This is a genomic window from Bradyrhizobium sp. OK095, assembly GCF_900109945.1.
GTDB lineage: Bacteria > Pseudomonadota > Alphaproteobacteria > Rhizobiales > Xanthobacteraceae > Bradyrhizobium.
Map to the genome: position 1 here is coordinate 1 of NZ_FOBX01000007.1, position 21,450 is coordinate 21,450.

Sequence of the window (21,450 nt, forward strand, 5' to 3'; positions counted from 1 at the left end):
TCTGATGCTGGCCTCCGATCCAGCCAGCATCTTGAATCACAAACCGCCGCCCGACGGAATCCCTCCCGATTCAATCAATCGATGAACCGCTCTAGGAAGGAAATAGCGCTTTAATCCCTCCGAATTGCCGGTCAGCGCACCGGCATGCGCGAAGTCCTTATAGTCCGCGACATCAGGTGAGAAAAAAGCCGGATAGTCGATCAAAAGAATGTCGTGTGGCGGTCGCCCCCGCACTGGTGAATCACCTTCGGGCTCGGCGTCGATGATCTTGATTGCCATTCCACGGCCATCGTATCCCGTATCGGGACCCGGTTCGAATGCGCCATTGGAATATCGAATAAGGGCCCTGAACCGCTGTCCCGGTTGGGCAAAGGTACCGACCCGAAGTTGGTCGGGAATATCGGCGTCGATCGCAAATGTCGCCTTGACGCATCCATGCGCCTTGGCATGTGCATCCCGCCGCACCAGCGTCTGATTGCCTTCCGGGTAACGCGCTTTGAGCTCCGACAGCGCTCGCGCGCGAATTTCGGCGATCGACTGCTCTTCGTCGGCGGGCTGCCGCTCCAGTCCTTGAGCACTCGCAATGCCCTCCGACGACGCCAACACGATTTTCAAGGCCATGCCACGGCCATCCATGCCGTTATCAGACCCGGGCTCAAATGGCCCATTCGAAAAACATCCCCACGCCTTGAACTGTTGGCCAGGCTTCGAAACTAGACCGCCCCGAAGACGAGAAGAAATATTGTCACCAACGCCGAATACCGCCTTTGCGCAACCGTGAGCCTTCGCGTGCGCATCACGTCGCACCGAGGGGGCGCCGGACGAATATCGCTTACCAAGCTCGCCCAGCTCCAGCGAAACGATCGATTTGATTGCTTGCTCTTCCAACGGAATTTTTTCTAATTCCAACGATTTGGAACTGCTCAATCCTGCATCCGCCAGGATGAAGAGTAACGCCAACGCAACCGTCACGCGACCGAGCAAGTGTGAACGCAGCCCAAGTCCTTTATTTCGCCGTTTACATCGGCCGACATAGCTCATCCAAATGGCGCGCTTGCTCATTCGATTACAGTGTCTTCAAGTATTCAATAATCTTTCGTCTATCGCCCGGCTCGATCCGACCATAGTTGTGCCCGTCATTCGAATTTCCATCGATAACGCTGCCGTCCGGATAGCGAGTTTGGTAGAGAAAGCTGTTGCCCGGATTCAAGATTTTACCGTCTACCACCTCCTCCTTTTTTCTGACAAATCCAACGTCCTTTGGATCATATTCGCGCGTTCCGACATAAAATTCGGTGCTACGCTCCTCCGGCGGGCTCAACAACTCGTACAGCGTCGGAACAGAACCATTGTGCAGGTAGGGGGCGGTGGCCCAAATGCCGTTCAATGGCCGGCTCGTATATCCCAGGAAAAGCGAGGCTCGCGAAAAACAGGTTTGAAGTTGCGCCGCCTTCTCCGGCGAACGATGCGGATGACCATCGGGCGGGAAAGGAGCGGCAGCATCAACAATGGGCGGACGAGGTATTCTGAAGAATTCTGCCGCCGCCTCTTTGCTTAGAGCCCATTTCTTTCCAACTAACGTGCCTGCGACGGACACTTTTAACAGATCGGAAATTGCGTGCGTTTTCGACAACGGGTCGCCGGTGAAATACGATGAGGGAAAACCCTCGAGAACTCCCGATACCGTTTTACGGTCATATGCATTGCACGCCATCCACGGGTCTGTTCCCGGCGGGGGAATCTTTTGTCCAGTTGCATTAGATCTGCCGCTTCCGTCAAAAAGCGCCATCTCTATCTTTATCGGATTTTCAATGTTAGTGCGATCCCTGACGGCATGGCAACTTTCGCAATGAGCTTTATACAAATCACGTCCTGCATTCGCCAAATCAGCATCGACCGCACCAAAAACCGAAGCCGGCCATTTCGGCGGCAATAGCATTCCGAGCTGCTTTTCCAATGCAACGAGATTACCGACGTTGACGCTCGAATCAAAACCTGAAAGTCCAGGATTAACTTTAGTTTTGACGTCGCCGAAAACGCCGATGACCTCACCTGTGTTGCGTCCCAAGCCCCCGACGTCAATGCCCGCCACCACGTATTTCGAGGCCATGCCGTTGTATTGAACCCGATCAAGCTGCGGAGCGCTCCAGATGAACGGGATGCTCACCGGTGCATCGGATGGATTGCGCCTCGGATTTGACGCGCCGACCAGCAATGCCACCTTGTTATAGATGTGACCGAACGCATCGACGCGCCCGAAGCCGTATCGCAACTCGGTCTTATTCATATTTTCTTCGCGCTCCTGCCATTCTGCAAGTTGCTGGAGCGCAGACTTCAGGTTTTTCCGGCTGTCAGATTTATTCTTGTCCTGAAGAACCCTCTGAGCAAATCGGTCCCATTTATCCGAATCCGAAACGGTCTGCTTAAGAGCTTTATTGAGTTGTTCGATAAAGGACTGGAAATCAGCAAGAGCGGGGCCCCCATCAACGCGAATTTTCCGCCCCTTGTACGATAGTTCAGAGGTGTGACAGGCAGAACAGGTCATGCCGACCCAAGCTTCTGTTTCCGTCTGACCGGGCTTCCATCGCAACTTGGTGCGCTGCAAATCCTTATCGCTGCCTCGGTCGATGACAAATCCCACCGCGAGTTGTTCTCCCCCGGCGGTCTTTCGCGGCAGATAGCCGAATTGGGCTATGTGCTCCGGCTGCATAAAAAGCGCCGGATTACCGGGCTGCTCCAACGCCCGGAGCCAATCAAATGGAATTAGGCGAGAACCTTGCGTTGCCTCGTACCAGAGGACCTGCTGATTCTTCCCCCAGCGCTGGTCCAGTTCAGCCATCGGCGGATCATCTTGCGAGAACGCCAATGGAACCATTTTAGTTTCGATGCAGAGGAGGGCTGCAAATGCCGCGAATAACCTAGCCCGCCGGGAAAAATGAACCTGTCTGGCCATCAAAATATCCCTGCCCTTAAATGGAAATCGCATCCTTTCGAAAAGCGCGTGCAACAAGACTTAAGATCGCACCAGCTAGCCACCGAAGCTATGACACTCGAGCCGCAGTTGTTCGGGTGAACATATACACTCATATCATCTCTGATTGCGCAAGAACTGATTGTGTCGGAAGCCGTTGCGCAGCGCCTTGGCCTGTTTGCGGCGAGAAGTTTGCGGTGTAGACCGCGGGCGCCGGCCAACCGATGTGCGAATGAGGCCACACAGGGTTGTATTCGCATCGCCAATCTTCCAGCGCCAGACGGGCCTACATCAGCGACGTGAACAAGGTCTCGTTCAAAAACTCGTCGCGCATCCGGCCATTGATGGGGAATACGGCCCCGCTCTCTCGGCGCCAGCGCTATGCTGGCGACATCCGTCCCGCTAGCCGGAGCAAGCATCATGTAAGCCGCAACAGTATCGACATGCCCGGTTGCAGCTCGTTGACAACCAGGAGCTTCTCCGTTGTAAACCGCCGCCGGCGGATAACGCTTGGTGATCACTTCCACCTTCAAAACGTCTCGGACATAGCGTATGCCTAGTGGATGGAATCTAACGCTTTGGTGCCCTCTTTTGACGGCGGCGATGATTTTCTTGCGGTTGGCGGTCCATGTGAATGGCTTCGGATCGGCGTTGGTCTCGGCGACGCAGCGGTTGATGGCGGCCTGTGGACGACGGACGACAGCGCGTTTCAGTCGACCGCGGCTGAGCTTGGCGAAAAATCCCTCGACGGCGTTGAGCCGGGAGCACGAGGTTAGTGCGAAGTGGAAGACGAAACGCGGACGGCGATCGAGCCAGGCGCGAACGTTTGGATGCGTGTGAGCGGCGTAGTTATCGAGAATGACGTGGATGATCTTGCCGACCGGCACCTCCGACTCGATGATGTTCAGAAATCGAATGAATTCCTGATGACGATGGCGCTGCATGTTGCGGCCGATCATCGTGCCGTCGAGGACGTTGAGTGCGGCGAAGAGCGTCATGGTGCCATGCCGCCTGTAGTCATGGGTCATGGTTCCGAGCCGGCCCCTCTTCAACGGCGGGCCCGGCTGAGTGCGATCGAGGGCTTGGATCGTCGACCGACAGCACGATGGAGTGAGCGGGCGGATCGACATACAGGCCGACAATGTCGCGCAGCTTGGTGACGAAGTCTGGATCGTTCGAGAGCTTGAACTGTCGGCATCGATGAGGCTGGAGCCCATGCGCCTTCCAGATCCGGCGGACCGCGCTGGCACTGATGCCGCTCGCCCGTGCCATCAGGTCGGCCGTCGAACGGTTGTCTCGATTGGCGGGTGGGCCAACGTCAGCGCGACCACACGCGCGGCCACCTCCGGGCCGAGCCCCGGGATCCGCGAGGGTCGCATTTTGTCTCGCAGGAGGCCGGCGACACCTTCTTCCATGAACCGCTGCTGCTAGCGCAAGACGCAGGTCATGGACGTGCCGGTCTGGCGCATGATCTAGTTAGTGCCGACGCCGTCGATCCTCTGAAGCACGATGGCCGCTCGCCAAGCATGCTTCCGCGCAGAGTTACGGTCTTTGGCGATCGCTTCAAGTCGACGGCGATCCGGACGTGTCATCTTGATGGAAATCCCGGTGCGCATGCGCCAGACCCGCACGCCAGCCAAAGCAATCCCTACACGGGCTCTTACGTTAGGTGGTAGTGACCACTAGGACTATGCCTAGCTCCCCTGCTAACGCCGGTGTCCGATCAAAAGCAGTTCAGTACCCAGTCGTCTGGTCCTCCTTCAGGGCCAGACTCCAGTTCGGCCTGGATAAAACCGCGGGGATAACGTCAATCTTTGACGCTCAGGTCAAATCAAATAGCACTCTGGACAATAGAACACGATCGTTAGGACCGACCCGCCGACCTAACTCTGCCACACGCAGGCAGAAACCAAAGTGTACGCGGTTCAGCAACCGCCTGTTCCTGAGCAGCCGGCATATGCCGGCACTATCTCTACCGCGGCAAAAGCCGCCACTAGTGCTAACGCGACCACGAGAATCTGCCAATAACGCAGCATGGCTATCGCCCTCATCCGAAACAACAAAATACTATCACGTTTTAGCACTACTTCAAGACCTTAGGCTTTCGCCAGACCCGTCCTCTTAGCTCCTCGACGAATTGAATCCTGTCGGCATCCGTAACCTTTTTCGCAATGATTCCATTGACTTGTTCGTTAGACCAATCGAAGCGTTGTGCGGAAGCTCCGTCTGGGACACCTTCAAAATCGCGATATGGTGGTTCCTTCTTCAACGATTCGATCGATTTTTCCGGCTGCGCTAACAAGCTCCCAACGATGCGGATATACGACGCGAGCAAACGCGCATCCGGCAGCCAACGCAGGAAGCTAGACGCATCCTGTCCGCGCTGTTCGAGCAGGTCGTATTCACCCATGATAAGATAACATTCAAGAAGATTAAGCCAACCTGAGGCCGCTACAGTGAGATCCGCAGCATCACTAGGGAGTTTCACCATTCGCTCGTATTGAATGGCGGCGTCGCGATAATCGCCCTGTTGAGCGGCGGCAAGTCCTGTCAGGTAGAAAAGCACACCGCTCTCGTGGTAAGTAGCCGCAAGACCAAAGTTTTCGCGAGCGTCCGTGTAGCGACCAGCAACAAAGTCCTTTCGTCCTAAGGTTTCGTAGGCACCGGCGAGTTGGTCCCTTGCCTCAGCGTCGTTTGGTTTGAGCTCTAGGGCCGAAAGTAGAACCTTTGTCGCTTCCAAGTCCTTCTCTGAGAGCCTCAAATAAATGCCAAGTTGTCTCAGCGACGCCAGATCTTTTTCAAGACCGGGCTGCCGGCGCATTTCTAGGATAGCTTCCGACTTTTTGCCCTCCTGGAATAGCGCACTCGCGATTCCCCGAGTCGCACGCGCCGCATCCGCGTTCCTACTAAGCTCCAGATACAATCTGCGCGCAGTGACAAAATATTCACGCTGTTCCTCTTGCTCTTTGGCCACACTGCCGAGTGCCATGTTCAGTTCAGCACGGTCAACAGGCGTCAACGAATCCTGAGATTCCTTAGCTTTCAAAAACCGGAAACGAGCCAAGTCTGCTGCCTGCTTGCGCAAGAGCACTTTACCAAGCCCTAAGTTAGCGCTCCCGTTCGCAGGATCCTTTGCGAGCAAATCGAACGCCTCAAGTGCAGCGCGTTCATCGGATCGGCCCGATACTACCTGAGCCGATAGAACATCGTCACTCGCTGGCGTAACGGCAATAAGGAATTCGCTAACCTCGGCGGCAAATTCTGAAGTCAACTTCGAGAAAAATGAAACTGACAGTGAGGCGATTTTATACTGCAGTGGCGCTAGACCCCTCTCATAAGAGGGTTGCATCAGCATTACTTTCGGTTGGACCTCAAATTGAGAGTCCGCCAGCCTGACACTAACATTACCGGTCACTACCACCGCAATGTCTGCGTCAAATTTCGAACTCAGCTGACTACAGGATGAAGTGCGTATCGGCAGCTTCGTGGTTACAGCCAGAGATGACGCGATCTGATCCCGTACGAGTGTAGAGAGTTCTCTGGCCGCCCGCTCAAACGGCTCTGGTAACGCGGGGGGCCAAGTGAGGCACCGCACTTCGACCGCTCTTTGTCCAGCCCCCTTCCTTCGCAGGTATGTGAGCGTCTGAGCGGCGAAAGCATCAGCCAATTTGAGTACCGATTGTGTGTCTCCGTTCAAAGGTGCGAACGGACGCTCAATAGATCTACTCTCAACGTCAAGAACATAAGGCTCCACGTTGAGAACGTTGCCCTCTCGCGAAATCCTTCCGCCCAATAAATATTGGCAATTGCTCGCCGCCAGCTCAGTGCGCAGCTGTTCCGCACCGCTCGATTCGCTCAACCTCACCGACGCAGAAGGCAATCTAATATTGAATGCTTTTTCTATAAGCTGCCGCGAAAAATCGGAAGAAACGCTCGTTAGCCCGAAGACCGAAAAATCCGCTTGCTGAGATAGGCTGTATTCCACATTGGCCGCGAAAAGCTGATCGAAATTATTGCGCAAGTTCTGATCGAAATCGCCAAAGTAAGGAAATCGCCCCACGAGCACACGGATCTTTGCATTTGACGGCGCCCCACAAATTTTAAATGATTTCGGTTCCGCAGATTGTGCGTCCGTCAAGCTTCCACAAAACCAGGCACAGCCCGCAGCGAGCACGCCTAGGAGAGAAATGCATCGAACCTTCATCTGCCAGCGCCACATTTCCAATCCTCGGTCAGCGCCGCATCTTGCTTGGTTTTGAAAGCGAAGGCTTGGATATAGTCCACTAGTTTTCCAATTGTCGTTACTTCTAGCATTGCACCAGGATCAGCACAGAAATCCTCAAGTGCAACACTCGAGACTTCTTCAACTTTTCCTACATACAGTTGACGCATGTCCGGCAAACGATCTTCAACTATCACACTCGGCTTTACCTTGCGGCCTATACTTCCCGCCCAAGTGAGATAACCTCTAATTAGGAAATCAGCGTCTTCATAATGATAATCGGGCTTCGACCTGTACCGAGCATCTGTATCCTTGCAAATCTCCTCTGCTTGAGACTGTAGTAGCCGCGCAGTTGATGACCAACCTTTTGTTTGCAGTCGATCCGACAAGTATGACATTAGGTACGTACCTGCTCCCTTGAGCGGGTCATATTCCAAACTCTGTTGAAAGCATTCAACAAAGAATTTATTTTTGATACGAAATTCTGGAAAGAGGTGATTTAGTGCTTTGACTAGCCTCTCGCTCGTATCGACGTCGGGATCCCAGTCTCTTTCTCCCTTGATCACCAGCGCTGTGGGCGAGTATTTCGCAACCCCATCTTCGATAGCCAATTTCGGTACAAAAATAAGACGTCTCGGGCTTCCTGGCTGGTCGCGCAACACTCCATGAAACGACGCTGAATCGGGCAGCAACGAACCGACATACCATTTCAATTGTAGTGCGGATGACGTCCCCTCGCCTACAACTTTAGGTTCGACTATAAGGTAATTGGTAAATCCGAGACGCTGGAGTTGTTCACGGTCGGTAAGCGTGTCCTTCCAATCAGGAACATCCCCAAGGCCGACGTCTATGTCGTTTGGTAATATGTCCCGAATAGTTGTCAGTAAGTCTTGTAGAGCCACAAAAGCGCGCAGCTGCCGATCGCTCGTCTGGTCGAGATGATGCGTTGCCCCCAGAAACATTCGCACTTTTTGCCTTGAGTCACGAGCCTCAGCATGAATCGGCCACAAGATGATGACAATGAGAATTAGAGCAATGCTTGGCATTGTGACCTCGCTGAATGTACGCCAGCGTCTTACCTATTACGGCACGCCTGTGCGGCTTCGTCTCTTACCGCTTTACTGTCGAGCCGACGCAAGAAGCCGTTAATTCGAACTGTTACGTAGCCCTCTTCATTATCCGCTCGATCAAAGGAAACGTTACAATCGACCGGAACTTCCACTACGAAAACATTCGTTCCGTCTAAGCTATATCGCAGCATTCCAGCAAAGCCGTTGCGAACTTGGTCGATGTGCGAGACAAACCCCGCAATTGCATAGCCAGGCCTGCTCAGTCTCGCGTCATATCTAAGCACATCGGAGAATACCTTCTGCTTCGGCCCACACGTGATTCTTCCCTCGTGTGAGAAAGGCTCGCGCTTATCGAGAAGTGCTCGCATCTGCCCGTCAAAGCACAAGTCGCTACTTGCACTTGTTGCAGGTTGATCAAGCACCAATAGGCTTTGCAGGGCGGTTCGAAGTCGCCATATTGGCTTAGCGTAAGGATATCCAGCCGTATAGCGACCGCCACCCAGGTGGATACCAACGACATTGCCTTGAGTATCGAGATACGGACCGCCGCTCATGCCTTCGGCAGTCAAGATTTCCGTTATAATCGTCTCTTCGGGCCCATCCAAACTTGTTACCTTGCCAGAACGGGTCACCCGAGGGTTGCCAAGCGGAAATCCAGCGATAGAGAGCAGCTCGTCCTTCGCAACATTTCGCGTCGATAACGCCAACACGTGATAGCTTTCATCCCGCGGATTTAACTGGATCAGCGATACATCTTGGCCGACATGGTAAACGCATTTCGGAGACAGATCTTTTCCTCCCGCGTTATTCTCTTGTAGCCGTGTCTTCGTCAGAAGGTTTGCGCAACCAGATGGGGGCGCTTTGTCATTACTGAGCTCCGGCAGAACGACGTGCGACGATGTCAGGACATAATGACTGCCAGATAGTCCTTTGACTATGAAGCCTGTTCCGACGCTTGGATCCGCAGCCGCTGACGTTTGCACCTCGATGCGAACAATGGCCGCCGTACGGTCGGACGTCCAAGGATCGCTGAGGGATGCGACATCGCCGGAGAATGCGACGGCGTTGGGCAAGAAGGTTCCCAAGGCAGTCGCCAGAATTACGGTTCTCCGAGCTGTATCCATTTCGAAACCTGAAGAAATTAAGGTCTTCGATAAAATCGACCAAGTACAAACAGATCCCCGCCGCTCAACTTGATTGGCTTTCGATAGATATTCGTACAATAGTTCATATGCGAGTCTGGGTCATAAGCCGTCGTGCCATACTCGGGGCTGAACCCTCCAAAATCGGAATTGCCCGAAAATCGCTCCTTGCATTCTTGTGGAGCATCATCGCGCAATTGCTCGTGCAAGAATCCGACGGCATGAAGAAATTCGTGCACTCCTATGGCGCGTATGCAGTGCTCCTTGTCTGACCTGCACGTTCGAAAACTCTTCTCGAACGTAAAGTTGAGAGTCATGAGAGTTGGCAACTGGACGAACTGAGCAGAATTATCTTGTATCCTGCTACCGTCAGCGTTGCGCTTCCATTGACGCCCAACGTTGCTATGCGGAGTCTCGTCTGCCACGGAAATTTCGATACCGGCCGGCTGGGAGCATTCACCCCAACGGAAGGAGATCGAAGATACACCTGAGACATATTTCTCAACTGCGCCTTGAACCCATTCGATCTCTTCAGTGAACGGCTTGGCGCTCGGATTCCAACAAACTGGAATGGTTGCAGGTGAGTCCCAGATACCGCCAAGATCGACATACCCTTCCGGAGCAATGGTTTGCCTACCCTGTGCCAGCGTTGAATGCGTGGCTCCAACAAATATTAACCAGCAAACGATCGCAGAGATAACGCATTGCTGCGAAATATTGCATGGCAGCATCGCTCGGCAATGTCGGCCGTTCGGCATGACAAACCAAACATCTAAAATGACAGCACTGATATGCTAGTACAGATCGATCATCGGTGACAAGATTACTTTTGGTTGATACGGGCGGGAGCGTCGTAGCTGCCGGACATGTCGGCTGACCTGAGCCCCAAGTTTCATCCAGCGATGAGCAGAACCCTTTGGTTATTTGAGCCTGTTTGGCTCGGTGATGCAACTGGACGGGGCGCGGAGCCCTCGACACAGCGCAGCGTCCCGTCCCGTTGCATGTCGGACGCTGTTAGCCTGGCATAGGTCGATGGCGGCAGGTCGCCGATCCCGCTGTGCGGACGAATGGTGTTGTAATCATCCTGCCATTCGCCAAGCAGTTCGCGAGCATGATCGAGTGTCGAGAACAACGTCTCGTTCAACAACTCGTCGCGCAGTCGTCCATTGAAGCTTTCCACGAAGGCGTTCTGCTGCGGTTTGCCCGGTGCGATGTAGTGTCACTCGATCCGGGTGAGCTGCGACCAGCACAGGATGGCCATGCTAGTGAGCTCGGTCCCGTTTTGTCGCTTACGATCATCATTGGCCGACCTCGCCGGGCGATCACGGCATCGAGTTCACGACCTACCCGAGCACCTGCCAGGGAAGTGTCGGCGACCAATGCGATGCACTCCCGAGTGAAGTCGTCCACGACAGCCAGGATACGAAATCGCCGGCTGTCGGTCAGCGTGTCGCTGACGAAGTCCAGTGACCAGCGCTGGTTCGGTCCCTGCGGCAACGCCATGGGAGCCCGTGTTCCCAGAGCTCTCTTGCGTCCGCCGCGCCGACGAACCTGCAGCTGCTCCTCGGCATATAGCCGCCTCAGCTTCTTGTGGTTGATCAGCACGCCTTCGCTGCGGATCATGAGAAGCAGACGGCGATAGCCAAAGCGCCGGCGTACCGACGCCAGCTCACGCAGCCGGACGCGAATGGTCGCGTCGTCCGGCCGAAGGCTGAGATAACGCACGGAGGACCGATCAGCCCCAATCACTTCACACGCCCGCCGCTGACTGACCTCAAAACTCGAACAAAGGTGAGCCACAGCCTGCCGCCTTGCGACGGGCGTCACCATTTTTTTGAGTTGAGATCCTTCAGCATGGCGTTGTCGAGCATCGCCTCGGCCAACAGCTTCTTCAGCTTCGCATTCTCGTCGGTCAGGATCTTCAACCGACGAGCTTCCGACACATCGAGCCCGCCGTACTTAGCCTTCCACTTGTAGAACGTCGCGCTGCTGATCCCATGCTTGCGGCAAACATCACCGGTCTTGGATCCTGCCTCGTGCTCCCGTAGCACCGTAATGATCCGCTCTTCCGTGAACCTCGACTGCTTCATCTCCGTCTCCCTCAAAGGTGACGGATTCTACTCATTTTTGGCGGAAGTTCAGGGGCTCAGGTCATCCGTCTAAGCTAGCGGTCGTGGCGTACTACCGACTTTACTACCGAACTCGCTGGCACGGGATGAAACGCAACGATACCATCCAGTACGGCAGCTCGCGTTTTGTCCTACTAAACAAGCCCAATCGAGCAATTTCGATACCAGCCGACACGGCGATTCCAGAATTTCAAGACCGGTGCCTTAAACCACTCGGCCACCCTTCCAAGTCAATAGATTCAACCGCTTAGCGGCAGGCCCCGTCGAACGCAATGCGAACAGTCCGCGGTTTGGGGACATGTCGGGGACAAACGTCTCTTAAGGCTTGAGGAAGTCCACCGCAAGCGTGGTCAATGTGCTCGCGAGCCTCTCCTTGGCGGCAGGGCCGCGCTTGCGCTTGGTGTAGTTCCGAAGGAGCACGGCGGGATCGTCGCCGAGGCGCAGAGCGATGCCGATCAAGGTGACGCATTCGGGGATCGTCAGGGTGCCGCGCTATTCCTTTCAAATCTAAATGGAATGATCCGACGATAGTCTTACCTTGGCTGCCGTGAGGAGCTAGCCGTTCGGCTCGCCTTTTCGCCTTGCATTTTTCAGAGCGGCGAACTTCCTCCCTTTGTCTGTGGTCGTCCACGATATGAAAGTCGCTCCGGTGCCACTTCGCCCAGAAATTGGCATCAATAGACCAAGCGCTTCCAACTGCTGTCTAAGCGCAACCACGCTTTCTGGCTCAATCATATAGCTTTGGTTTGCGGTCCATATGTTGGCTAGTTTCGCTGCGGCGTGGCCGAGATGGTGGCGCATTTGTCCTTCCGGAAGCTCCGCCAAGAGTTGATCATAAACAGCAATAAATAAGTCGCCGATGGCGACTTCTAACTTCGTAGGTGATTGCTGACCGGAAACTAGTACGCTCAGGGGCATCGTGTCGTTTGGACCAACGAGCGTTGGATCGAACCCCACGGGCTCCCCTAAGAACTCTGCCAGGCTCGCGCGCAACTCAGCGTTTTCAATTCGCAATCGCTGCATGTCTTGCAGGACCTTTGGATCGACTGCTTGGTCACCTCGTATCCACCCGACGCGCGGCTTTAGATTTGCAGAGTTCGCAACGGCGATTAGCACGTTGGTGGAAAGATCGCTGCTGGCAGACCAAAACTCGACTAGTCTTCCCGTTTGAAGTCGTTCTCGAAATTCTTGGAGACGAGCAGCCTTGGCTGGGTCTTCATCGGTCTTCTCCACCGCGAGTCCGCGCGGGTTCGAGTGCAGAAAGGCCAAGATCGGAATTCCTTTGGAATGCGCATACTCGAATTCCTTCTCGGTAAAACTTTTTCCGTCGCCGGCCGTCGATCCATATCGTCCAGCGACAATCACGACGTAGTAATCGCTGCGATCAATGACACGCTGAATGTACTCTAGTTGTTGCTCGTCGCTTGCGGGAAATAACTCCATACCGGCAGCGAGATATCCCGCTTTCGCGAGGGTATTGGAGACTTGTTGCCTCTCTTTCTTGAGATCGGCAAACGTTGAGCTGATGAAGACTTGATAGACCTTGTCCATATCAACCTATCCGCCGTGCAATCTCAATTCCTGAGGCGCGACCTATTCGAGCCACAACGCTGACACTCGCAAGAATGAACATTGCGAACAACTTTCGCGCGAGGGTCGCTGATCGGTAGAGGCGCGGCTTCATCGACTGGATTTACGGTGACGCAGCACTAAATTCATCACGATAGCCCGATAGCCGCCGACTGCGGCTTCGGTCACTGTTGGGGCGTAGCAATTAAGTGCACCGTAATTCCGAACTCCATGTTACCCCGGCGAGCCCTTTTCGAAGACAGCTTCAACGACTTGATCTTTCGGCTTTTCCGTGACTCGGACCAGCTTCCAGGCTTCATAAAAAGCGAAGGAAGGTGTTGTCGCTGCGACGCCCTTCCCTGTTTCCAGATCGAAGAGCATTTTCCACTTGCGCGTGCGAACCACGATCCCAGCAGTGCCATTCCCAAAACTGACGGAACCAGGGGGCACATCCTGGATCGACCCTGCCACTTTGGGAGAGCCAACGAGACGGCACTCGAGATCCGCCGGTATCACAAAAGAATCCAACAAATGCTCTGCCGACTCAAGCTCAAAGGCGCTGCTGCCTTCGAGATACGTCAGATACGGGTGCTCATTGTCGTACTCCTCGAGGCGCAGTGCGAGCACAAGTGCCGATCCTTTGATGACGTAGAAGAGGTCTCCCACGTTGAGAGTGCTCAGTAATACGGGCGCCGCGGATTTCAGTATCTTCATACTTTTTCTCCCAGCGCAGTCGAATTTATCAATGCGCGGTGCGTTTCTACAAACCAACGTATTTCGTTGAATGTCTCTTTCGTCTGGAGGAGCGACACCAACCTTTGGCCGGCGAGTTCGCTGTCCTGAATCACACGAAATTGGTGAACTAAATAGTGTTTGAGCAAGTTCTTTGAGTGCCCAAAGAACACCCCGTCGCGGAACACTGCGCACGCGATCTCAAGGGCATTGGCAAGATCGGCAAATGCGTGCCGCTTCTGCGCGTCACTTGTGGCAGCGACAAATGCTGACCAGTTCTGTCGAAATGCCTCGCTGAGCGCGATCAGAGAGGCACCGGATCCGGCCTTTTGTGCCAGCGATAACTGCCGCGCGGCATAGAAGAAAGCCAAAATAGCAATTGGCAGACCGAAGATCGTCGCGACACCGGACCAATATTGAATCGCGTCCGATGATGGCAATTCGATCATTCCTTGCCCGACTGCCCTGAGCCCGAGCTTGCCGGAGGAGTTACCGGCTGCTGCTGTTGAGCGGGGACGTGCGGGCTTTGACTCCCTTGTTGGAGGGCCTCGCTCAGATGAGCTGATGTCAGGTGCTTTTGCGCCAACTGCTCTTGAGCGCTAGACTGACCGGATAATTGACTAAACTCGTCTCGAAGATGAGCCGCCGTCATGTGGTGCCTCGAAAGACTAGTGTCGTCGTCCTTTGACATGCCCTACCTCCATCAAATCCATGAGTTCCTTGGACCCAAGGTTAGACCCGAATCAACTGGAACTAGAACGTAATGGCCTGGATCTAACAGGACAAGCCCGCCGAAAAATTCGATCTAATTCAGACACATAGAAACTAAATTGGATAAAGCGGAAGAGCGCGGGCAAATTTCAAGACCGGTGCCTTAAACTGCTCGGCCAGCCTTCCAAACTAGGAATGGTTGTCGCCTAACGTAGTCGACAGCGCGAAGTTGGCGTCCTGCCCCAGACACTCGAGCTGTCAGGCGGGCGTCAGCCTGTTCCCTTAGCCTATCCCCTCGGCAATCCCGGATACCGGCGACAGCTCCCAGGCCGTTGCTGGTTGCGAGGCCCGGTTTGGATTCGCCTCCGTTTCCGGGCCTCGTTTTGCTGTTCCGCAAAAGAAAAACGGCGCCCCGTGAGGAGCGCCGCTCGAGCCCGTTCGTAGCTTCGGTCGCCTCAGTAGCCGCCGCAGGACGCGCAGCCCGTCTGCACCGGGGCGTAATAGGAATATCCCGGCGAAACCATCTCGGTGCGCTGGCGCGTCGCGTATTGCGGCGGGATGCGCTCGTATTGCACGCTCGGTGGCGCCACCATCACGGTCTGCGGCACCATCACGGTGCGGTACTGCGCGGGCGAGCGGTGCGCGACGGTCGCGCCGGGCGAGACCATCACGGTCTCATCGACGGTGCGGTATTGCGGCTGCACATATTGCTGCTGGTAGCAGGTCTGGCACGGCGGCGGCGCGTAGCAATTGTAGCAGCCGGCGGACGCCGCGCCCGTCATCGAAATCGCAGCGACGGCGGTGGAGAAAACAACAGCAAGAGTACGAGACATTATGTGGTGCCCCAGTTGCCCGAAATGGATTTGCGAAGGTCGCTGGCAGCATACGCCGCAAAACCGTGAGCCGCTGAAGTTCGTTGAGGCATCCTTAATGCGAACGGCCGGCTTTCGCCGGCCGTTCAGAACTTGTTGACCATGCGCGCGTGGTGCGAACGCAGCAGCGCTTACTTCCCGCGTCGCTTCACCTCGCGCACCGCGCCGCGCGCGGCGCTGGTGGTGAGTGCGGCGTAAGCTTGCAGCGCGGTCGAGACGTTGCGCTTGCGCGCAGCGGGCTGCCAGGCTGCATCGCCCTTGGCCTCTTCCGCGGCACGGCGCTTGGCGAGCTCCTCGTCGGAGACCTCCAGGCTGATGCTGCGGTTCGGAATGTCGATGGCGATGCGGTCGCCGGTGCGGACGAGACCGATGTTGCCGCCTTCGGCCGCTTCCGGCGACAGATGGCCGATCGACAGGCCGGACGAGCCGCCCGAGAAGCGTCCATCGGTGACGAGCGCGCAGGCTTTGCCGAGGCCCATCGATTTCAAATAGCTGGTCGGATACAGCATCTCCTGCATGCCGGGGCCGCCGCGCGGGCCTTCATAGATGATGACGACGATCTCGCCGGCGACGACCTTGCCGCCCAAGATGGCTTCGACGGACGCGTCCTGGCTTTCGAACACGCGCGCGGGGCCGGAGAATTTCAGGATCGAGGCATCGACGCCGGCGGTCTTCACGATGCAGCCGTCCTGCGCGAGGTTGCCGTAGAGCACTGCGAGACCGCCGTCCTTGCTGAAGGCGTGCGCGAGGTTACGCACGACGCCCTTCTCGCGGTCGGCATCGAGCTCGTCGTAACGGCGCTCCTGGCTGAAGGCGACCTGGGTCGGGATGCCGCCGGGCGAGGCGCGGAAGAAGGTGCGCACCGACTCGCTCTTGGAGCGCTTGATGTCCCAGCGCTCCAGCGCGTCGTTCATGGTCGGCGCATGCACGGTCGAGACCGAGGTGTCGATCAGGCCGGCACGGTCTAGCTCGCCCAAAATGCCCATAATGCCGCCGGCGCGATGCACGTCCTCGACATGCACGTCGGCAACTGATGGCGCGACCTTGCAGAGCACGGGGACGCGGCGCGACAGCCGGTCGATGTCCTGCATGGTGAACTTCACCTCGCCTTCATGGGCCGCCGCCAGCAGATGCAGCACGGTGTTGGTCGAGCCGCCCATGGCGATGTCGAGCGTCATCGCGTTCTCGAACGCCTTGAAGTTGGCGACATTGCGCGGCAGCACCGAGGCATCGTCCTGCTCATAGTAGCGCCGCACGATATCGACGATGGTGTGGCCGGCCTCGACGAACAGGCGCTTGCGGTCGGCATGGGTTGCGACCACCGTGCCGTTGCCGGGCAGCGCCAGGCCCAGCGCTTCGGTCAGACAGTTCATCGAATTGGCCGTGAACATGCCCGAGCAGGAGCCGCAGGTCGGGCACGCCGAGCGCTCGATCACCTTGACGTCCTCGTCGCTGACCTTGGAGTCGGCGGCAGCGACCATGGCGTCGATCAGATCGACTGCCTTGGTCTTGCCCTGCAGCGTAACCTTGCCGGCTTCCATCGGCCCGCCCGAGACGAACACGGCGGGGATGTTGAGCCGCAGCGCGGCCATCAGCATGCCGGGCGTGATCTTGTCGCAGTTGGAGATGCAGACCATGCCGTCGGCGCAATGGGCGTTGACCATGTACTCGACGCTGTCGGCGATCAGCTCGCGCGACGGCAGGCTGTAGAGCATGCCGTCATGGCCCATGGCGATGCCGTCATCGACCGCGATGGTGTTGAACTCCTTGGCGACGCCGCCGGCCTGCTCGATCTCGCGCGCCACCAGCTGGCCGAGGTCCTTCAGATGGACGTGGCCGGGCACGAACTGGGTGAAGGAGTTGACGACCGCGATGATCGGCTTGCCGAAATCGCCGTCCTTCATGCCCGTCGCGCGCCAGAGGCCGCGGGCGCCCGCCATGTTGCGGCCGTGGGTGGTGGTGCGGGAGCGATAGGCTGGCATGGCGGTTTCCGTCCTCGGGTTTGGTCGGCCGGGCGGGAAAATATCGAAGCCGCCTCAGGCCTTTGTGGCCGGATAGCGCACGGGGTGGGTTGGCGCAACGGGAACTTGGGCCGGATGGGGCCGGATCGGCCTATCGCAGGCCTCCCCTGCTCCCGGCGCGGGCTGTGGCGGTGCCCCGGGCGCAGCGCAGCGTGAAACGGTGCGCTGCGCCCGGGGCCCAGGAGCCGTGGAGGTATGGGTCCCGGCTCTGCGGTGCAGCGTTACACGCTGCGCCGCGTCCGGGACAGGAGACTACTGAAGGGTCGGATCGAGCCGGTCGCGCAGCCAGTCGCCGATCACGGACACTGCCAGCGTGGTGATCACGATGGTCGTGGCCGGCGCCAGCATGATCCAGGGCGCCCGGGTCAAATACTCGCGGCCATAGCCGACCATGTTGCCGAGGCTGGTCATCGGCGGCTGCACGCCGAGGCCGAGAAAAGACAGGCCCGATTCCATCAGGATCACCTCGGGGAAGACCAGCGTGGTCGAGACGATCAGGGTCGAGGCGATGTTGGGCAGGATGTGCCTGAGGTAAATCCGGGCCGGCGTCGCGCCAAGCTGGCGGACCGCGGCTGCGTAGCCTTGCGCGTTGGCGGAAATCGCAAGGCCGCGGGCGATGCGGGCATAGCGCTCCCAGCCGAACAGGCCCATCAGGCCGACCAGCAGCGGCAGCGAACTGCCGAAGAAGGCGAGCACTGCGAGCGCCATGATCAGGAACGGCATGCTGGCCTGGAAGTCGGTCAGCATCAGCACGAGTTGCTCGACGGCCCCTCGGAAATGCGCGGCGAGGAAACCGAGCGTGGTGCCGACGATCGCCGAGATCGCGGTCGCACCGAAGGCGATCAACAGCGAGATGCGGATCGAGACGAGCAGCCGCGACAGCACGTCGCGGCCGAGTTCGTCGGTGCCGAGCCAGTGCGCGACATTGCCGGGCGGTGAGAGCCGGTTGCGCAGGTCGAGCTGGGTGAAGCTGTAAGGGGCGATCTTTTCGACGAAGGCGGCGATGACAAGCATCGCGACAATCCAGCCGATTGCGAGCGCGACCGAGACCGGGATCGCGGGCATGCTGATGCGACGGCGAATGGATGTGTCCTTCAGCGTCGCGTCGGTCATGCGTGCGCTCCTTTGGCGCGCAGGCGCGGATCGAGGAAGCCGTAGAGGAAATCGACGACCAGATTGGACGTGACCATGGTCATCGCGACCAGCAGCAGGATGCATTGCACGACGGCGAGGTCGCGATTGGCGACGGCGACGACGAGCAGGCGCCCTACCCCCGGCCACGAAAACACGCTCTCGACAACGACAGCACCTGCGATCAGCGTGCCCACCATGAAGCCCAGGATGGTGACCGTCGGGATCGCCGCGTTCGGCAGCGCATGCGACGTCACCACCTTGCGCCACGGCACGCCTTTTGCGGATGCCGTGCGGATATAGGGCTGTCCCAGCACCTCCAGCATGGCACTGCGGGTGAAGCGCGCAAGTACCGCTGCACCGCCGAGGCTGAGCGTTACGATCGGCAGAATGGCGTGGCGCCAGCTGTCCTGCCCGCCCGAGGGCAGCCAGCCGAGTTGCACGGCGAAGACGAGAACCAGCAGCAGCGCAAGGACAAAGCTCGGCACGGTGAAGCCGGCAACCGCCGTCATCATCACGGCCCGGTCGATTCCCGATCCCCGATGCAGCGCGGCGTAGATGCCGGCCGGAATGCCGAGCACGATCTTGAAGAAGAAAGCCGGCAGCGTCAGCGCCAGCGTTGCCGGAATCCGCTCCAGCACCAGCTCGATTGCGGGCCGCCCGTCGCGCATGGAGCGGCCGAGCTCACCTTTAGCGATGGCGCCGAAGTAATCGAGATACTGGAACCAGATGGGATCATCGAGGCCCCAGGCCTTGCGGAAGGCGGCGAGCACTTCCGGCGGCGCTTCCGGTCCCAGGATCATCAGCGCGGGATCGCCAGAGAGACGCAGCACGACGAAGGCGAAGGTGACGACGAGCACGATCGTCAGCGCCGCGCGGCCGATCCGAATGGCGAAATAGCGCCCCATCACGCCGCGTCCCGCGTTTGAGCTTGCGGCCCCGTCACGAGATGGCAGGCGACCTGCCGGTCGCCGCCGACAGCTGAGAGCGCCGGCACCTCGCTCGCACAGCGCGCGATCGCGCGCGGGCAGCGCGGATGGAAGGCGCAGCCTTGCGGCCGGGCAGCCGGGTTGGGCGGATCGCCAGCGAGCACGATGCGGCCGGCGCTGCGGCGGCCGGGTGCGGGCGAGGCCGAGACCAGCGCCTGCGTGTACGGATGTTGGGGCTGCGCAAAAAGATCGTCGGCACGGCCGATCTCGACGATGCGGCCGAGATACATGACGGCGACCGAATTGCTGATCTGCCTCACCACGCGCAAATCGTGGCTGATGAACAGGAGTGTAAGCCCAAGTTGGGCTTGCAGATCGCAAAGCAGGTTCACCACCTGCGCCTGGATCGAGACGTCGAGCGCGCTGACCGGCTCGTCGCAGACCAGGAAATCCGGCTTCGTCGCCAGCGCTCGCGCCAGCACGATGCGCTGGCGCTGTCCGCCCGAGAGCGCGCCCGGATAGCGCGCGCCATGTGCCGGCGTCAGCTCGACGGCGCGCAGCAATTCGCGAACGCGATCCTCGCGCTCGGCGGGCGTGCCGAGACCGTGAATGTCCAGCGGCTCGCGGATTTGCGTAGCAACCGGCAACCGCCGGTCCAACGCGCCCAGCGGGTCCTGAAAAATCATCTGCATGCGCGCCCGCTGCGCGCGCCACGCTCGCGTTCCCGGCGCAGCCATCGGCTTGCCGTCGAACCTGACATCGCCGTGATCGGGCGGCTCCAGACCAAGCACGATGCGACCGGTGGTCGACTTGCCCGAGCCGGACTCGCCGACGAGGCCGAGCGTTTCGCCCTTGCGGATCGTCAGCGACACGCCATCGACCGCGTGGACGGCCGTAGCTCGCCCGAACATCCCGGAGCGCATGGCGTAGCTGCGCGCGATCGTGGACACCTCGACGAGCGGCGCGCTCATTCGGCGGCGATTCCGAGCAGCGCGCGGCGCGAGGCTTCGGCGCGGATGCAGGCGACGGCGCGATCGTCCGCGATCGGCGCCAGGGTCGGCGTCGCAAGGTCACAGGGTTCGGCCGCGAGTGCACAGCGCGGCGCGAAGGCGCAGCCGCTGGGCATGTGCGCGGGATCCGGCACGGTGCCGGGAATCGCGGTGAGACGGCGGCGCGGTCCATCGAGCGGCGGCAGCGCGCCGATCAGGCCCTGGGCATAGGGATGCACGGGATCGGCGAAGAGCTGATTGGCCGGCGCCTGCTCGACGATGCGGCCGGCATACATCACCGAGACGCGGTCGCAGTTTTCGGCGACGACGCCGAGGTCGTGGCTGATCAGGACCATCGCCATGCTCGTCTCGCGGCGGATCGTGGAGAGCAGCTCCAGAATTTGCGCCTGGATGGTGGCGTCGAGCGCCGTCGTGGGCTCGTCCGCGATCAAGAGATCGGGGTTTCCGGCCAGCGCCATCGCAATCATGATGCGCTGGACCTGGCCGCCGGAGAATTCGTGCGGATAGGCAGAGAGCCTGCGCGTCGCATCGGGAATGCCGACGAGATCGAGCAGCCGTCGCGCTTCCGCCTTCACCGCCTCGCCCGAGAGATCGCGATGCAGCGCCAGCGTCTCGCAGAGCTGCCTGCGGATGGTCAGCACCGGGTTGAGCGCGCTCGCCGGATCCTGGAAGATCATCGCGACCCGCCCGCCCCTGACATGGTCGAGCTCGGATGCTCGCGCGCCGAGGATCTCACGGCCATCGAGCCGGACGGAGCCCGAAACCTTCGCGTGCCGCGGCAACAGGCCCAGCGCGGCGAGCCATGTCACCGACTTGCCCGAGCCGGACTCGCCGACGAGGCCGAGGGCCTCGCCCTTCTGCAAGCTGAGATCGACGCCACGCAGGACCGGCACGCCGTTGAAGGCGACGCTGAGGCCCTCGATGCTGACCAGCGGCGTCAC

Annotated in this window: 15 protein-coding genes and 2 pseudogenes; all 17 read right to left on the minus strand. The window is 58.4% G+C overall.

Annotation, left to right across the window (positions count from 1 at the left end; translation table 11 throughout):
* Positions 1-36: 36 nt before the first annotated feature.
* Positions 37-1,062 (minus strand): catalase, encoded by a 1,026-nt coding sequence (locus BMW89_RS37380; RefSeq protein ID WP_143062788.1) that lies wholly within the window; start codon positions 1,060-1,062, stop codon positions 37-39.
* A 4-nt stretch (positions 1,063-1,066) separates the two neighbouring features.
* Positions 1,067-2,953, minus strand: coding sequence for a di-heme-cytochrome C peroxidase (locus BMW89_RS18940; RefSeq protein WP_143062789.1), 1,887 nt, complete (start codon positions 2,951-2,953; stop codon positions 1,067-1,069).
* A gap of 590 nt (positions 2,954-3,543) precedes the next feature.
* Positions 3,544-4,587 (minus strand): annotated as a pseudogene (locus BMW89_RS18945) (IS630 family transposase); the annotation flags it as partial.
* Between the two features lie 467 nt (positions 4,588-5,054).
* Entirely contained in the window at positions 5,055-7,109 is a 2,055-nt protein-coding gene (locus BMW89_RS18950; protein ID WP_143062790.1) for a tetratricopeptide repeat protein, read from the minus strand.
* Between the two features lie 62 nt (positions 7,110-7,171).
* A complete protein-coding gene (locus BMW89_RS37385) occupies positions 7,172-8,239 on the minus strand; it encodes a hypothetical protein (protein ID WP_143062791.1) in 1,068 nt (355 codons plus the stop codon).
* Positions 8,240-8,268: 29 nt separating this feature from the next.
* A complete protein-coding gene (locus tag BMW89_RS18955) occupies positions 8,269-9,486 on the minus strand; it encodes a S1 family peptidase (RefSeq protein WP_143062792.1) in 1,218 nt (405 codons plus the stop codon).
* A gap of 811 nt (positions 9,487-10,297) precedes the next feature.
* Positions 10,298-11,495 (minus strand): annotated as a pseudogene (locus BMW89_RS18960) (IS3 family transposase).
* Between the two features lie 357 nt (positions 11,496-11,852).
* The gene (locus BMW89_RS37950; RefSeq protein ID WP_177196164.1) at positions 11,853-11,993 is read right to left on the minus strand and encodes a hypothetical protein; all 141 of its coding nucleotides are present in this window, start codon (positions 11,991-11,993) and stop codon (positions 11,853-11,855) included.
* Between the two features lie 96 nt (positions 11,994-12,089).
* A complete protein-coding gene (locus BMW89_RS18965) occupies positions 12,090-13,085 on the minus strand; it encodes a DUF4062 domain-containing protein (RefSeq protein WP_092028535.1) in 996 nt (331 codons plus the stop codon).
* Between the two features lie 252 nt (positions 13,086-13,337).
* Positions 13,338-13,817: a hypothetical protein gene (locus tag BMW89_RS18970; RefSeq protein WP_092028536.1), complete on the minus strand. Its 480-nt coding sequence runs from the start codon at positions 13,815-13,817 to the stop codon at positions 13,338-13,340.
* Positions 13,814-14,284, minus strand: a complete 471-nt coding sequence (locus tag BMW89_RS18975) for a hypothetical protein (RefSeq protein WP_092028537.1) — start codon at positions 14,282-14,284, stop codon at positions 13,814-13,816. Before BMW89_RS18975 ends, BMW89_RS18970 begins: the two co-directional genes overlap by 4 nt.
* A 717-nt stretch (positions 14,285-15,001) precedes the next feature.
* The gene (locus BMW89_RS18980) at positions 15,002-15,328 is read right to left on the minus strand and encodes a hypothetical protein (RefSeq protein WP_092028538.1); all 327 of its coding nucleotides are present in this window, start codon (positions 15,326-15,328) and stop codon (positions 15,002-15,004) included.
* 221 nt (positions 15,329-15,549) lie between these two features.
* On the minus strand, positions 15,550-17,400 hold the full coding sequence (gene ilvD, locus BMW89_RS18985) for a dihydroxy-acid dehydratase (RefSeq protein WP_092028539.1): 1,851 nt from the start codon (positions 17,398-17,400) through the stop codon (positions 15,550-15,552).
* Between the two features lie 291 nt (positions 17,401-17,691).
* Positions 17,692-18,552, minus strand: coding sequence for an ABC transporter permease (locus tag BMW89_RS18990; protein WP_092028540.1), 861 nt, complete (start codon positions 18,550-18,552; stop codon positions 17,692-17,694).
* Positions 18,549-19,478 carry an ABC transporter permease gene (locus BMW89_RS18995; protein WP_177196165.1) on the minus strand — a complete coding sequence of 310 codons (930 nt, stop codon included), beginning with the start codon at positions 19,476-19,478 and terminating at the stop codon, positions 18,549-18,551. The genes BMW89_RS18990 and BMW89_RS18995 overlap by 4 nt, the downstream gene beginning before the upstream one ends.
* Entirely contained in the window at positions 19,478-20,470 is a 993-nt protein-coding gene (locus BMW89_RS19000) for an ABC transporter ATP-binding protein (RefSeq protein WP_092028542.1), read from the minus strand. Before BMW89_RS19000 ends, BMW89_RS18995 begins: the two co-directional genes overlap by 1 nt.
* Positions 20,467-21,450, minus strand: coding sequence for an ABC transporter ATP-binding protein (locus BMW89_RS19005; RefSeq protein ID WP_092028543.1), 984 nt, complete (start codon positions 21,448-21,450; stop codon positions 20,467-20,469). Before BMW89_RS19005 ends, BMW89_RS19000 begins: the two co-directional genes overlap by 4 nt.

Excerpts from the sequence above, each read along its gene's own strand:
- BMW89_RS37380 (WP_143062788.1), bottom strand. The coding sequence starts at position 1,062 with ATGAGCAAGCGCGCCATTTGGATGAGCTATGTCGGCCGATGTAAACGG.
- BMW89_RS18940 (WP_143062789.1), bottom strand. The coding sequence starts at position 2,953 with ATGGCCAGACAGGTTCATTTTTCCCGGCGGGCTAGGTTATTCGCGGCA.
- BMW89_RS37385 (WP_143062791.1), bottom strand. The coding sequence starts at position 8,239 with ATGCCAAGCATTGCTCTAATTCTCATTGTCATCATCTTGTGGCCGATT.
- BMW89_RS18965 (WP_092028535.1), bottom strand. The coding sequence starts at position 13,085 with ATGGACAAGGTCTATCAAGTCTTCATCAGCTCAACGTTTGCCGATCTC.
- BMW89_RS18970 (WP_092028536.1), bottom strand. The coding sequence starts at position 13,817 with ATGAAGATACTGAAATCCGCGGCGCCCGTATTACTGAGCACTCTCAAC.
- BMW89_RS18975 (WP_092028537.1), bottom strand. The coding sequence starts at position 14,284 with ATGATCGAATTGCCATCATCGGACGCGATTCAATATTGGTCCGGTGTC.
- BMW89_RS18980 (WP_092028538.1), bottom strand. The coding sequence starts at position 15,328 with ATGACGGGCGCGGCGTCCGCCGGCTGCTACAATTGCTACGCGCCGCCG.
- ilvD (WP_092028539.1), bottom strand. The coding sequence starts at position 17,400 with ATGCCAGCCTATCGCTCCCGCACCACCACCCACGGCCGCAACATGGCG.
- BMW89_RS18990 (WP_092028540.1), bottom strand. The coding sequence starts at position 18,552 with ATGACCGACGCGACGCTGAAGGACACATCCATTCGCCGTCGCATCAGC.
- BMW89_RS18995 (WP_177196165.1), bottom strand. The coding sequence starts at position 19,478 with ATGGGGCGCTATTTCGCCATTCGGATCGGCCGCGCGGCGCTGACGATC.
- BMW89_RS19000 (WP_092028542.1), bottom strand. The coding sequence starts at position 20,470 with ATGAGCGCGCCGCTCGTCGAGGTGTCCACGATCGCGCGCAGCTACGCC.